At 63.1% G+C, this 13,507-nt stretch carries 12 protein-coding genes; 8 read left to right on the top strand and 4 right to left on the bottom strand.

What is annotated here, in order from left to right:
• Window positions 1-906, top strand: coding sequence for a carbamate kinase (gene arcC / locus A3AU_RS0125650; RefSeq protein ID WP_027055429.1), 906 nt, complete (start codon window positions 1-3; stop codon window positions 904-906).
• A 33-nt stretch (window positions 907-939) separates the two neighbouring features.
• Here the strand turns inward: arcC and A3AU_RS0125655 are convergent, their stop codons facing one another.
• Complete coding sequence (locus A3AU_RS0125655) at window positions 940-1,329, bottom strand: c-type cytochrome (protein WP_418001079.1); 390 nt, start codon at window positions 1,327-1,329, stop codon at window positions 940-942.
• 336 nt (window positions 1,330-1,665) lie between these two features.
• Between A3AU_RS0125655 and A3AU_RS0125660 the strand changes: the two genes are divergently transcribed.
• Together A3AU_RS0125660 and A3AU_RS0125665 are read left to right on the top strand one after the other, a co-directional pair.
• On the top strand, window positions 1,666-2,304 hold the full coding sequence (locus A3AU_RS0125660; protein WP_027055431.1) for a helix-turn-helix domain-containing protein: 639 nt from the start codon (window positions 1,666-1,668) through the stop codon (window positions 2,302-2,304).
• Between the two features lie 68 nt (window positions 2,305-2,372).
• Window positions 2,373-2,888: a GNAT family N-acetyltransferase gene (locus A3AU_RS0125665; protein WP_027055432.1), complete on the top strand. Its 516-nt coding sequence runs from the start codon at window positions 2,373-2,375 to the stop codon at window positions 2,886-2,888.
• A 350-nt stretch (window positions 2,889-3,238) separates the two neighbouring features.
• Here the strand turns inward: A3AU_RS0125665 and A3AU_RS0125670 are convergent, their stop codons facing one another.
• From A3AU_RS0125670 to A3AU_RS0125680, 3 genes are all read right to left on the bottom strand, one after another.
• A complete protein-coding gene (locus A3AU_RS0125670; protein WP_027055433.1) occupies window positions 3,239-4,372 on the bottom strand; it encodes a substrate-binding protein in 1,134 nt (377 codons plus the stop codon).
• 84 nt (window positions 4,373-4,456) lie between these two features.
• Window positions 4,457-4,729 carry a hypothetical protein gene (locus A3AU_RS0125675; protein ID WP_027055434.1) on the bottom strand — a complete coding sequence of 91 codons (273 nt, stop codon included), beginning with the start codon at window positions 4,727-4,729 and terminating at the stop codon, window positions 4,457-4,459.
• 90 nt (window positions 4,730-4,819) lie between these two features.
• Window positions 4,820-6,397, bottom strand: coding sequence for an HD domain-containing phosphohydrolase (locus tag A3AU_RS0125680; RefSeq protein ID WP_027055435.1), 1,578 nt, complete (start codon window positions 6,395-6,397; stop codon window positions 4,820-4,822).
• Between the two features lie 285 nt (window positions 6,398-6,682).
• On the opposite strand from A3AU_RS0125680, the gene A3AU_RS0125685 reads away from it, so the two are divergent.
• The 5 genes from A3AU_RS0125685 to A3AU_RS0125705 all read left to right on the top strand — a co-directional run bounded on the left by A3AU_RS0125685 (window position 6,683) and on the right by A3AU_RS0125705 (window position 13,456).
• Window positions 6,683-7,705 (top strand): ABC transporter substrate-binding protein, encoded by a 1,023-nt coding sequence (locus A3AU_RS0125685; protein WP_027055436.1) that lies wholly within the window; start codon window positions 6,683-6,685, stop codon window positions 7,703-7,705.
• 66 nt (window positions 7,706-7,771) lie between these two features.
• On the top strand, window positions 7,772-10,249 hold the full coding sequence (locus tag A3AU_RS0125690) for an ATP-binding cassette domain-containing protein (RefSeq protein WP_027055437.1): 2,478 nt from the start codon (window positions 7,772-7,774) through the stop codon (window positions 10,247-10,249).
• A complete protein-coding gene (locus A3AU_RS0125695) occupies window positions 10,246-11,277 on the top strand; it encodes an ABC transporter permease (RefSeq protein WP_027055438.1) in 1,032 nt (343 codons plus the stop codon). The genes A3AU_RS0125690 and A3AU_RS0125695 overlap by 4 nt, the downstream gene beginning before the upstream one ends.
• A gap of 107 nt (window positions 11,278-11,384) precedes the next feature.
• On the top strand, window positions 11,385-12,212 hold the full coding sequence (locus A3AU_RS0125700; protein WP_027055439.1) for a phosphogluconate dehydrogenase C-terminal domain-containing protein: 828 nt from the start codon (window positions 11,385-11,387) through the stop codon (window positions 12,210-12,212).
• A 302-nt stretch (window positions 12,213-12,514) separates the two neighbouring features.
• Window positions 12,515-13,456: a D-ribose ABC transporter substrate-binding protein gene (locus A3AU_RS0125705; RefSeq protein WP_027055440.1), complete on the top strand. Its 942-nt coding sequence runs from the start codon at window positions 12,515-12,517 to the stop codon at window positions 13,454-13,456.
• Window positions 13,457-13,507: the final 51 nt, after the last annotated feature.

The raw sequence follows: 13,507 nt of genomic DNA on the forward strand, positions 1-13,507 counted from the left end.
ATGCGCATCGTCGTTGCCTTGGGCGGAAACGCGCTGTTGCGGCGTGGCGAGCCGATGACAGCCGACAACCAACGCCACAATGTCAGGCGGGCCGCATCGGCGTTGGCAGCATTGATCGGCGAAGGCCATTCGATCGTCATCACGCATGGCAACGGCCCCCAGGTCGGGCTGCTTGCACTCCAGTCCGCCGCGGCCTCGGACGGCGGCTCCTTCCCGCTTGATGTCCTCGGCGCCGAGAGCGCCGGCATGATCGGCTACATGATCGAACAGGAACTCGGCAACCTCGTGAAGAACAGGTTGTTCGCGACCTTGCTGACTCAGGTCAGAGTCGACCCCGGCGATCCTGGGTTTTCCCATCCCACGAAACCGATAGGCCCCGTCTACAATGAGGAGACGGCTCGACACCTTGCCTCGCTGAACGGCTGGGCGATCGCACCCGACGGCGGCAAGTGGCGGCGAGTCGTGCCCTCGCCGCGGCCGCTTGAGATCCTGGAGGCCTCGGTCATTTCTTATCTGGTTGATCACGATGTCATCGTGATCTGCACCGGCGGTGGCGGGGTGCCGGTGATCGGGCGAGACGACGGCAGCCTCCGCGGCGTGGAAGCGGTCATCGACAAGGATCTGGCGAGTTCTCTTCTGGCATGGCAATTGAAAGCCGACATGCTGCTCATGTTGACTGACGTCGATGCGGTTTATCTCGGCTATGGCACCCCGGACGCGCGCGCGTTGCGCCGCGTCAGGGCAACGGAGATATCGGGGCGCGATTACGCAGCCGGCTCAATGGGACCCAAGATCGACGCCGCGATCGAATTCGCTCAGGCGACCGGCAAGTCTTCGGCCATCGGTCGGCTCGAGGATGCCGTCGAGATCGTCAATGGCCGGAAAGGCACCTGGTTCGAAATCTGAGCCGGTATGCGGTCTCTGAAACCAAGGCGGACGTCACCTGTCAGTTCGATCGAGGCTTTTGATATAGGCAATGATGCCGTCGATCTGAGTGGGGGTGGCGACAAACTCCGGCATATCGGGATGGCCGGTCGAAATCCCCTCGCCGAGCGCCTCCTCCAGATCCTCTATCGGGTAGCGGCTGGACAATGAGCGGAATGGGGGAGCATCTGGATGCGTACTCTTGTCCGTCAGGCCGACCGCATGACAACGAGCACAGTTCGTCTGCACAATCTCCTTGCCGCGCGCGATCTGCAGATCGTCATCCGCCCGTGCCGACGTCGCACAAGAAAGCGCCAAGGCAAACATGAAGGTTCCAGATTTGGGTAGCGCTTTCATCATCAATGCATAGGCGATGCGTTGACGCAGCGTTTTGATCTGGCGCAAGCCTGTCGCACGATCGCCTCAAAGGCCGACGCGCACAAACGGCAGGCGCTCGGCTGCCTTCGGTCGTCGCCGGCTGGCTGCGTGAATTTCTGCATTCCCCTTGGCAAAGGAAGCAATTCCATGACGCGAAGCTCTGCATTTGACGGCTGGAATTGGGTCTCCCACCACAAGTCATCATCTTCCTGCGAGGCTTGGCGTGCCGGGCTCCTCCGGTAGGGTGCCCGCGTTGTTGCGGGCGTGTGCCCCGTACGTAGTTTCCCTTAGGGACATAACCGAATTTCGCCAGATCCCAATTCGCGCGATTGCTGTTGTCACGGATCAACCGGGAACGCAGCCATGTATGCTCAACAGATCGCCCACATTGACGTGCCAGTGACGCAGAGCCCTTTTGCCCTCCTCGATGAGGGTTGGGCGCAGCCAGTCAGCTTCTTTCCGGCCGGTACGGAGATCTACGCCCAAGGCGAAAAGGCCGGACCTCTTTATCACGTCGAATTCGGCGCCGTGCGCGTGTACCGCCTGCTGGCTGACGGTCGACGGCAGATCAGCGCCTTCCATCTGGCTGGTGAGACATTCGGCTTCGAAGCCGACGCGACCCACCATTTCTTCGCCGAGGCGATCAATGCGACGGGTGTCCGTGTCTTGCGGATTGCCGGGGCCGCCGACATGTCCCGACAGTTGCTGCCACTGGCCCTCAAGGGCCTGATCAGAGCGCAGGAACATCTGCTGGTGCTTGGCCGCCAGAACGCCATAGAACGCGTGGCGGCCTTCCTTGTCGACATGGCCGAACGCCAGGGTGGATTGCGCCAGGTCGAACTGCCGATGTCTCGGATGGATATCGGCGATTACCTCGGGCTCACGATCGAGACGGTCTCGCGGGTCTTCACCCGTCTGAAGGACAAGGGGGTTATTCGGCTGCTCGGCCTACGCAGCCTCGAGATCCTTAAACAGGACGTGCTCCTGGACATGGGCGAATAGCGCCCACATCACCCTAGCGACACCGGGCAACGACGCCCAAAAAAGGCCCAAATATGGATCAGATGACGATGAGCAAGACCCTGACCACTCACACCGGATTCTGCTTTGAAGTGCGGACCGCACGACCTGAAGACGAGCCAGCATTGGCAGAGTTTTTCACCCATGTGACGCCTGAAGATCTGCGTTTCCGCTTTCTCGGCGCCGTGCGCGAGGTTTCGCACGAACGGCTGGTTGCGATGACCCGTTCCGACGACGCCCATATCCATAATTTCCTGGCGTTCGCACCGGGAGGAATGTTGATCGCGGTGGCGACGCTCGCCAGTGATCCGGCTGACCGGCGTGGCGAGGTCGCAGTCTGCATTCGCGACGATCGCAAACATTTGGGGGTCAGTTGGGAATTGCTCGGCCACATCGCGCGCTATGCGGATGACCATGGTCTGGAATCGATCGAATCGATCGAAAATCGGGAAAACCGTGCAGCCATCGAGCTCGAGCGCGAGATGGGCTTTACGGTCACCGCTGATCCGGACGATGCGACGCTGGTGCTGGTACGGCGCAAGCGAGGCGCCAAGTTGCCGCGGTAGAATGCCGGCAGCCGTCATAGTCACGGGCAACCCTCAGAACGTGAGCATGCTGCCCGGATGCATCGCCGATGACGTGACCGCGACAACGCGCGGTCACTCAATCAGCCTTCATGATCCGGGAAGAAGCAGATCACCCAAATCTGTCGCGGCTTAGCCGCTCGTTCCGGGGCCACCTTCCTGCAGCGTTCCAAGCCGAGATTCTTGTCGGGACAGTCACCACCTCGGCATCCACAAGCAGCGTCCCATGGCCTGGCGTGGCTTGCATCAATGCCTTTGACGCATCCTATGGATGACGATGGCGCCTTGCCGCAGCCGCCGATTGGAAGCGCAGTGATCGGGGTCCGCGCAGTTCACCCCACGTTGGTCAGTTGAAATTCGTCGGTAAGCATGCGCTCGTTGGGGTCTATTGGACCCAAGTTCTTTACGACCCGGAAGCGACTGCCATGCGCCTGCGCGATGTACATGTTCATGCGAACATGGTGCTGGCCGGGAACCATCTCCGCCGGGCCGCCCGGTCCCTCATTGAGCCGAGCGTGATCGAGCGCCCTGATGACCGCGTCGCGCTCAACCGTCCCGGCTTCCCTTACCGCAGCTTCCCACATCTTGATCGCCCGGTAATGCCCGGTGCAGCCGCTGCCCGCGGTCAACATCGCGCCGCCGGGGAAGCGACCATCGTAGCGGCGCAAGAGCTCGCGTCCAAACTGATCGTCGATCTCCTGGTAGTAGTCGAGACAACTGTAAAGGCCCTCGATCTGCTCGGAAGGCACGAGATTGAAGAAGTTCTCGTCGAAATAGGTGCAGACGATCTTGCCGCCGCGCTTGCCGAAACCGGCCTTGTGCAGTTCGTCGAAGAATGGCGTTAGGCCCGGCGGAACGATGGTATTGAACACGACCTCCGTGCCGCTAGCCATAATTTGCTGCACCGTCCGCCGAAAATCGACGGTGTCCAACGGAAAATATTCTTCGCCGACGATCTCGCCACCATTGGCGCGCACCAACCGGCTCGCGGCTTCATTCAACAAATGCGGCCAGATGTAGTCCGCGGACGGCAGGTAGAACTTTTTCGCTCCTGTGGTCTTCATCAGCCATGGGATCAGCGGCTCGACCTGCTGTGCCGGGACGGGGCCAGTGCAGAATATCAGCGGATCGTTTTCCTGCCCCTCATACTGTTCGGTATAGATGTAGAGCGTCCTGCCCCGGCTGACCGCCTCGCTCTTGATGGCCAGGCGGGTCGAACTGTAGATGCCGCCGATGACCACATCGACCTTGTCGGCGTCGACCAGTTTCGCGGCCTTTGCCTTGGCGACGCCGTCGATCGTCTCTCCATCCTCGATGACGAGTTCCACCGGCCGGCCGAGGAGGCCGCCCCGGGCGTTGATATCGTCGACGAGGATGGTGGTGAGGTTGGCGTTGGCGATGCCCATGAAAGACAATGGGCCGGTAAGTTCAGCGATGAGGCCGATCTTGATAGGTTTCGGGTCCATCTGATTTCTCCAATTCTGGGGTTTGTTCTTCTGGCGATTGTCGGGCGCGCCGCCGCCGACGGCAGGCGGCGCACAGCGTGGACGTCAGGCCTCGTAGTGGCCGAGCAGCAATGCCGCCTGCGGTTTGCCGACATGACCGGCTTCCTGCAGGATCGCGGGCACTTCAGGATCCGAAACGAAGTTCTTCCAGCCCTCGGCGTCCCAGTCGAAGATCGCCCAGACGCGGTCGGGCTCGCTGGGGTCGCGGAATACGGTCGCACCGTTCGAGCCGTGCAGCCGGCGCTTGTCGGCGCCCTTGGTCGAAAAGATACGCATGAAGTGGTCGACGTCCGCCACCTTGGTCGTTGCGAGAAGCATCGGATTTCCTCCTGTCGGTCGCGGCCACGATTGGTCCGTCGACAGGATCACGATGCGCGCGCCCGAGCGGGCGCACATGGGGTGGATTCCCTATGCCGGCGTTTCGCCCGGCCGGACAAGGCCATGCTCGACTGCATAGAGCGCGGCGGCGGCGCGGGTGGCCACGCCGATCTTGGCGTAGACGCTCTGGATGTGGTGGTCGGCGGTCTTGGGAGAGATATCGAGCTTGCGAGCCGTCTCCTTGGCGGTCAGGCCGGCGGCGATCAGGCGCAGTACCTCGATTTCGCGCGGCGTCATGCCGGCCAGCGCCCGCGGCACAATCCGGCGCGACTGTTGCCCGGCGAAGGACAATACGGCCTCGGCGGCGTCGGGGCAGACACAACCGTCGCGAACAGCCCCGCGCAACTGCGTCGCCGCCGCCTCGCTGGACAGCGCCTTGCGGTGCGGACGTTCCTCCCGCGATGTCTGGAAAGCTTCGGCGGCGGCGAGGATCCGTGCTGCCGGCGACAGGTCGAAGCCACCGACCTTGCGGTGATATCCCGAACCGTCCAGGCGTTCGTGATGGCGCAGCACGAGCGCACCCATCGCATCGCCGTCGTGGCCGAAGGAAGCCAGCGCCCGCTCACCGTAATAAGCGTGTAGCTGCGCCGCGTCGCGCTCGCGCACCGACAGCGGACCGTTGCGCATCCAGGTCGCCACCGGCACGACGAGCTCGCCGATATCGTGGATGCAGCCAGACCAGCGCAGCGCGCGTACGTCGGGATCGGGCAGCCCGATCCGTTTCCCCGCCCCCACGGCCAGTTCCGACACCATGCGCGAATGGCCCTGCGTGAACGGCATGCGCATGTCAATCATGTCGGCAATGGCGAGGAACGCCTCATCGCAAGCCGCCTCGTCCAACATCACCGGCGGATCGGGTTCCAGCGCCAAAATCGTTTCGCGGTCGACCGTCGCGCCGATGCCCTCCATGAGCACGGCAGCGTTGGCGGCGACGAGGCGGGCCAAGTCCGCTTCGTATGGACCATCGCCGCGGCTGGCGATGGTTTCGGCCATCGCATCGATCCCGGCCGCGTCGCTGAGCGCAACTACGTCCTGCGCCAATGTGATCAGTCGCACGGCCGGCAAGACATCCTCGCCGCTTAGCCCGTGCGGCAGACCCTTGCCGTCCCAGCGTTCATAGATCTGGCCAAGGTTGCGCCGGATATCCTCGGACAGGCCAAGCCGCTCGCCAATCCTCTGGGCGACCTCGCAATGCGCGGTGAGCACCGGGCGGGCCACAGCGAGCGCCTGCGACATCGCAGCCTCGATCGCCTTTCCCTGCGCGTCAGGCTCGAGATCGTAGTAGAACCGCTTGAATGCCTGTACGAAGACCCTGCCCAGTTCCGCACGATTGCCCATGTCGAGGCCGACGAGATCCTGGCGGAGCGCGATCTCATCACCGAAGGTGGCGGCCAGAAGGTCCGTGTCGGCGTTGCAGCCGACATAGCGCAGCATCGACTGGTGGTACGCATTGCGCCGAACGTGTTCGGGAAGGCCCGCAAGCTGGGCGATCCGCATTGCAAGCACACATGATTTCAGTGCGAAGTCGCGAGAATGGCCTGTAGCAAGGTCCGACGCATAGGCGAGGACCATCATGAAGTCCGCACGGCGTATCGAGACTTCTGCCATCGCACATCCCATCTGGCACATATGCTATCTCGGCGCGCCGCGAATACCTAGGGCAAAAAGTTGGAAGCCGGATTTGCAGCCATGATCCAAGCTGCGAAAGACGCAATTGATCGTTGCATCTGCGACGAAAAGGCCGTCGTCAGATGAGGCACCCGTCCGACAGCCTGCGACCCCAGCAGGCAGCAAAGCGCTTGTGTATTTGGTATGCTGGTATAATATGTACCTGACATGGCGTGATCCTCAGCAGATGCGCTACGTCCTATGGTCTTTCTGGGAGGAGATACAATGAAACGTTCAATCATGGCGGCGCTGGCCAGCGCCGCGCTGATCAGTGTTGTGACGCTGCCAGCAATGGCGTCGTCGGACAAACCGGTCATCGCGCTGACCAATGCCTATTACGGCAACACCTGGCGCCACCAGATGGTGGAAGCGTTCGAAGCCTCGGCCAAGGAAGCGAAGGCGGCCGGGCAGATCGACGATTACATCGTCATGAACGGCGATGGTTCGGTGGCGCAGCAGAACAGTCAGATCGCCGAACTGATCCTCAAGAAGGTCGACGTGCTCGCCGTCGACGCTGCCTCGGAAACCGCGGTCAACGGTATCATCGAAAAAGCCTGCAAGGCCGGCATCATCGTCGTCTCCTTCGATTCAGTCGCCTCTGCACCCTGCAACTACCAGCTCAATTTCGACTTCAAGGGCTACAAGGCGACCCAGGCCGAAGCAGTGTTCAAGATGCTCGGCGGCAAGGGCAACGTCATCCAGGTTCGTGGCGTCAAGGGCTCGGCGCCCGACAATGACATGTTCAACGCGCAGCAGTCGGTCCTGGCAAAGTATCCGGACATCAAGGTGGTCGCGACAGTCTACGGTCAGGCGACCGCCTCGGTGGCGCAAGCGGCGATCGCCAATGTGCTGCCCTCGCTGCCGCATGTCGATGCGGTGCTCGGCCAGGGCGGCAGTGACGATGTCGGCATCGCCCAGGCCTTCGTCCAGTATGGCGGCGAGTACAAGGACAAGATGCCGATCATCGAGGGCGGCGGCGGTACCGACTTCGTCAAGTGGTGGGCCGACGAGAACGCCAAGAACGGCTACCAGACCGTCTCCATGAACACGACGCCAGGCATTGGCGGCGCCGCTTTCTGGCTCGGCCTCTCCCTGCTCAAGGGCGCCAAGGCGCCCAAGATGATGATCATGCCGGTGGCAACCGTCGATGCGAGCAATCTCAAGGAATACGCCAAGCTGCCGGGCGGCCAGATCATCAGCCCCAGCTATTCGCTCGACTGGGTCAAGCAGAACCTGTTGAGCAAGTAACGCGACCAGCAATGGGTCGGGCGCCGAACGGCGCCCGATTCTTTGCCGCGAAGAAACGGAGGACGAATGTCCCACCTTGCCGTTGCCGATCAGAAGAGCGCGGTCGCAATGGCGCCCGCCATGTCGCTCCGGCAGGAAATCGTCGCGCTTTCACAGATCACCAAGAGCTTCGGGCCGACGCTGGCGAACGCCGAGATCGACCTCGCCGTTTCGGCCGGCGAGATTATCGGCCTCGTTGGCGGCAACGGCGCCGGCAAATCGACGCTGATGCGCATTCTCTGCGGCGCCATGTGGCCGACGCTGGGCTCGATCTCCTTCGCCGGCCAGACGATAGGCTTCGTAACTTACGACACGGCGGAAGCGCAACGGCGCGGCATCCGCATGGTGCACCAGGAACTGTCCCTGTGCACCAACCTGTCCGTCGCCGAGAACTTCTTCCTCGAAACGCCGGCGGACGCGGCGAGCCGGCCGGGCTGGCGTAGGCTTTACAGAACCCGCGCGCGCTCGGCGCTGGATGCCGTCTTTCCCGGCAACGGCATCGATGTGGATGCCGACGTCGGCCATCTGTCCATCGCTGAACGGCAGATGGTCGAGATCGCGCGCGCCGCCGCCACGCCGGGCGTCAGGCTCATCGTTCTCGACGAGCCGACCTCCTCGCTCGATCTGGATCGCTCCAAGCAGTTGCGGGCCTTCATCCGCGAGCGAGCCAAGGCTGGCCTCGCTTTCATCTTCATCAGCCACAAGCTGAAGGAAATCATCGACATCGCCACGCAGGTGGTGGTGCTGCGCAATGGCCGCACCTCCTGGCGAGGTGACGTCGCGGACACGTCGATCGACCGCTTGGTGCAGCTCATGGGCGGTGACGCCAATCCGGTCCATCAGCATGGCGCCGCCGTCGCCGGCGCCGGAGATGCCGTGGTCCGGCTGTCCGGAGCGCTGACATCCGAACTTGGCCGCGACGTCGAGATCGCGCGCGGCGAGATCGTCGGACTGGCGGGGCTCGAGGGCAGCGGCCAGAAAGATCTGCTGCATGCCATTTTCAAGCCTGGAAAGGATGGGCCCGTCACCCGGACCGGTGAAGCCGGCTTCATCGCCGGCGACCGCCAGAAGGAAGGCGTGTTCCCGCTGTGGAGCGTGCTGGGCAACATCTCCATCGGCAGCCTTGCGCGTCGTCCGTCGCTGGGCCTGGTCTCGGACCGGCTCAACCGTACGGCCGCGGGCGACGCCGCCGGCCGGCTGCGGCTCGACGAAAGCCGCTTTGGGTCCAACATTCTGGAGCTGAGCGGCGGCAACCAGCAAAAGGCGCTGGTTGCCCGCGCGCTCGTCGCCGATACGCCGATCATCCTGCTCGATGATCCGACGCGCGGCGTCGACATCGCCACCAAGCAGGATTTCTACCGGCTCTGCAACGACATCGCGCGCAGCGGGCGGACCCTCGTCTGGCACACCACCGAGGATGCCGAACTGCTGGCCTGCGACCGTGTGCTGGTCTTTGCCGGCGGACGGATAGTCAAGGAACTGAGCGGCGAGGCGATCACTGAAGCGGCTGTCGTTGGGGCGTCTTTCGTTCATCAAGTCGACAAGCGCGCCGACACGACGCACCGCACGGCCGGCGCGGCGGGGCTTGCCCGCCGGCTGGTGAACGCTGCCCCCTTCATCGGCCTTGCCGCCGTGCTGGCGGTGATGATCACGGCCAATCCCGCGGTCGCCTCGATCTTCGGCCTCGACCTGCTTTTGATGCCGGCGCTGTCGCTGGTGATGGTGACGGCGGCGCAGATGTTCATCGTGGGCGGCAGCGAAATCGACCTCGGCGTCGGCGCCTTCGCCGGCCTGGTCAGCGTGCTCAGCGCCACGCTGCTATACGATCAGCCGTGGCTTGGGGCGTTGGCGCTGTTGGCGGCGGTGGCTGTGTATGCCGGGCTCGGCGGATTGATCCAGGCACGCAAGATCCCGGCCATCGTCGTCACGCTCGGCGCCTCCTTCATCTGGGTGGGGCTGGGCTATGCGCTGCAGCCGACGCCAGGTGGCGCCAGCCCTGAATGGCTTACGGCGCTGTTCGGCTGGTCGCTCGACTTCCTGCCGACATCCATCATCCTCATCGCGGCTGTCGCCCTGGTGGTCTTGACGATCGACAGGTTGCCACTCGGCGTGGTGCTGCGGGGTTTCGGCAACAATCCGACGGCAATGATCCGCTCGGGCTGGTCGCCAACACGCTACGCGCTGATGCGCTATCTCATCGCTGGGCTGTTCGCCGCGGCCGCCGGCCTGTCGCTGACGGCGATCAACACGGCGAGCGACATCAATTCCGGCAGTTCGTTCACGCTGCTCAGCGTCGCCGCCGTGGTGATGGGCGGCTGCTCGCTGCTCGGCGGCGTCGTCTCGCCGGTCGGCGCCATCGCCGGCGCGGTGACGCTGTCGCTGATCGGCGCGCTGCTCGGCACGCTTAATGTCAGCAGCGACTACAACGCCGCGACGCAAGGCCTGATCCTGATCGCGCTGCTGACGCTGCGCGGCCTGACTGCCGACCGCGGGAGCGAACAATGAATACGCTGTCCGCCTTCACCATGTGGGCCCAGAAAAACCGCTGGATCTGGGCCGCGATCGGCGTGCTCCTGCTCTGGCTGGTGCTTTCCGTGGTCACCAATCGCTTCAGCCTCTCCAGCCTGTCGGGCATCATCCTGTCGGCATCGTTCCTGACCGTCGTCGGCATCGGCCAGATGTTCGTCGTCACCACCGGACGCGGCAACATCGATCTTTCCGTCGCTTCGGTCATCACACTCAGCGCCTTCGTCGCGCTGCTCACCATCAAGGGGCAGGACGCCAACCTCGCTATAGGTGTCGTCGCCGCTGTCCTGCTCGGCCTCGCGGTCGGCCTGCTCAATTCGCTGCTCGTCGTCGGCCTCGGCATTCCGGCGATCATCGCGACGCTCGCCACCGGCTATGTGCTGGCCACCGCGACGCTGCTTTCGAACAAGGCGATCCCCGGCTTCGCCGTCAGCCCGGCGCTGAAAGATCTGGCGACGGGCCGCATCTCGGGTGTTCCGATCATGGCCATCATCGCCATATCAGGGGTCGCTGCGACCTCCTTCGTGCTGCGCTACACCGTGTTCGGTCAGCTGCTGTCGGCGGTCGGCCAGAACCGCGCGGCCGCCAGGCTCGCCGCCATCAACAACGGCCGCGTGATCGCGGCGGCCTTTATCATCTCGTCGGTGCTGGCCTCGCTCGACGGCCTGCTGCTCGGCGCTTACATCGGCGGCGCCTTCCTCGAAATGGGCCAGCCCTATCTCTTGCAGTCGATCGCCGCCGTGGTGCTCGGCGGCACGCTGATCTTCGGTGGTTCGGCCACAGCGCTCGGCACTTTGCTCGCCAGCATCCTGCTCATCCTGATCGTGACGACCATGCAGATCATCGGGCTGCCGCCCGGCGCCCAGGACATCGTCCAGGGTATCGTCGTCATCTTTGTCCTGGCCCTTGCCGGTCGACAGGCATTGACGCGGCGAACCACTGCCGAGCCTGCAGATGGAGCGACGCCGAAGACGCAGGCAAAGGCGGCCGCGTCGTTGCCGGAGTGACCAGCAGGCCGACAATTCCACTTGCCAAGTTATGGTAGAGTGATCATACCAGTATATAAGATGACGATCGCGCGACGATCACCCAGGGTTCAAGGAGCAAGGGTCAGATGACAACGATTGCACTGTTCGGTGCGGGCGGGAAAATGGGCTACCGCCTGTCGACCAATTTTCGCGGATCGGACTACACGATCCGCCATGTCGAGATCAGCGAGGCCGGCAAGGAGCGGCTGAAAACCGGCCTGGGCTTCGATGCGGTCGGCGTCGATGAGGCGCTCAACGGTGCTGAGGTCGTGATCCTGGCGGTGCCGGACACACATATCGGCAAGGTCGCCGCCAGCATTGAAAGCAAGCTTTCGCCCGGCACGATGGTGATCGTGCTTGACGCGGCGGCCCCGTTCGCCGGCCATCTGCCCGATCGTCCCGACCTTACCTATTTTGTGACCCATCCCTGCCATCCGCCGATCTTCAACGACGAGACCGACATGGCCGCCAAGAAGGACTTCTTCGGCGGCGTCAAGGCCAAGCAGCATTTCGTCAGCGCCCTGATGCAGGGGCCGGAGGAAGACTACGCCAAGGGCGAGAAGATCGCGCAGATCATCTGGGCGCCGGTAATGCGCTCGCACCGCGTCACGGTCGAGCATATGGCGCTGCTGGAGCCCGGCCTTTCGGAGACAGTGTGCGCTTCGCTGCTCGTCGTCATGAAGGAAGCGCTCGACGAGGTCGTGGCACGCGGCGTCGACCGGCAGGCCGCCCTCGATTTCCTGCTCGGCCACATGAATGTGCTCGGCGCCGTCATCTTCGGCGAGACCAACGGCGTGTTCTCCGATGCCTGCAACAAGGCCATTGAATTCGGCAAGCCGGTACTGATGCGCGATGACTGGAAGCGTGTCTTCGAGCCGGAGGAGATTGCCGCCAGCATCCGTCGCATCACCTGAAGCGCGCATTTCCCTCCGCTGCGGTAAGGCGCACGGTTAGATACAGATCATCTGAATTAGTCGTTGACTCATCATACCAGTTGGCTAAGCTGCTGACGCACTCGAACTGATCATCCTCCACTAGGAGAGGGGATTGGAACGAGCGGAGAATGGCGGGGAACGGGCGCGAAAATAAGGTTAGGTCGAAAGCCGGCAAACGGCTTTGCCGATCCAGGCGGCGTTTTGCCCCGCCCTGTCTGACGATTTCAAAGGAGACAGTGGCCTCGACTGGTCGAGGCCCATGTTCTTAACGGGAGGACTTAATGAAACTTACTCGGAGAATGACACTTGCGGCTTTCGCCGGCGTACTGGCACTGGGCACGGCGGCGCCGGCCTTCGCGGCCGACCTGATCGCGATCATCACCCCCTCGCATGACAATCCGTTCTTCAAGGCCGAAGCCGTCGGCGCCGAGGCCAAGGCCAAGGAGCTCGGCTACGAGGCCTTGGTGCTGGTGCATGACGACGACGCCAACAAGCAGTCGCAGTTGATCGATACCGTGATCGGCCGCGGCGCCAAGGCCATCATCCTCGACAATGCCGGCGCCGACGCCACCGTCGCCGCTGTGCAGAAGGCCAAGGACGCCGGCATCCCCTCCTTCCTGATCGACCGCGAGATCAATGCCACCGGCGTCGCCGTGGCGCAGATCGTCTCGAACAACTACCAGGGCGCCCAACTCGGCGCGCAGGAATTCGTCAAGCTGATGGGCGAGAAGGGCAACTTCGTCGAACTGGTCGGCAAGGAATCCGACACCAATGCCGGCATCCGCTCCAAGGGCTATCACGACGTCATCGACGACTATCCGGACCTCAAGATGGTGGCGCAGCAGTCGGCCAACTGGAGCCAGACCGAGGCCTATTCCAAGATGGAATCGATCCTCCAGGCCAATCCCGATATCAAGGGCGTGATCTCCGGCAACGACACGATGGCAATGGGCGCCTATGCGGCGCTCGCCGCGGCGAACCGCAAGGATGTCATCGTCGTCGGCTTTGACGGCTCGAACGACGTGCGCGACTCCATCACATCAGGCGGCATCAAGGCGACAGTGCTGCAGCCGGCCTACGCCCAAGCGCAGATGGCGGTCGAGCAGGCCAACGACTTCATCAAGAACAAGAAGTCGCCCGAGAAGGAAAAGCAGCTGATGGACTGCGTGCTCATCAATGGAGACAATGCCGCCAAGCTGGAAACCTTCGCGCTGAAGAACTGAGCCGGCGCAACGCAAACAGCGAGGGGCGAACCTTGGGTTCGTCCCTCGCCT

Origin of the sequence: Mesorhizobium erdmanii USDA 3471 (assembly GCF_000472705.1) — a bacterium.
Classification (GTDB): Bacteria; Pseudomonadota; Alphaproteobacteria; order Rhizobiales; family Rhizobiaceae; genus Mesorhizobium; species Mesorhizobium erdmanii.

Coding starts and splice junctions, on each gene's coding strand:
- arcC (WP_027055429.1), top strand. CDS start 1: ATGCGCATCGTCGTTGCCTTGGGCGGAAACGCGCTGTTGCGGCGTGGC.
- A3AU_RS0125660 (WP_027055431.1), top strand. CDS start 1,666: ATGTATGCTCAACAGATCGCCCACATTGACGTGCCAGTGACGCAGAGC.
- A3AU_RS0125665 (WP_027055432.1), top strand. CDS start 2,373: ATGAGCAAGACCCTGACCACTCACACCGGATTCTGCTTTGAAGTGCGG.
- A3AU_RS0125670 (WP_027055433.1), bottom strand. CDS start 4,372: ATGGACCCGAAACCTATCAAGATCGGCCTCATCGCTGAACTTACCGGC.
- A3AU_RS0125675 (WP_027055434.1), bottom strand. CDS start 4,729: ATGCTTCTCGCAACGACCAAGGTGGCGGACGTCGACCACTTCATGCGT.
- A3AU_RS0125680 (WP_027055435.1), bottom strand. CDS start 6,397: ATGGCAGAAGTCTCGATACGCCGTGCGGACTTCATGATGGTCCTCGCC.
- A3AU_RS0125685 (WP_027055436.1), top strand. CDS start 6,683: ATGAAACGTTCAATCATGGCGGCGCTGGCCAGCGCCGCGCTGATCAGT.
- A3AU_RS0125690 (WP_027055437.1), top strand. CDS start 7,772: ATGTCCCACCTTGCCGTTGCCGATCAGAAGAGCGCGGTCGCAATGGCG.
- A3AU_RS0125695 (WP_027055438.1), top strand. CDS start 10,246: ATGAATACGCTGTCCGCCTTCACCATGTGGGCCCAGAAAAACCGCTGG.
- A3AU_RS0125700 (WP_027055439.1), top strand. CDS start 11,385: ATGACAACGATTGCACTGTTCGGTGCGGGCGGGAAAATGGGCTACCGC.
- A3AU_RS0125705 (WP_027055440.1), top strand. CDS start 12,515: ATGAAACTTACTCGGAGAATGACACTTGCGGCTTTCGCCGGCGTACTG.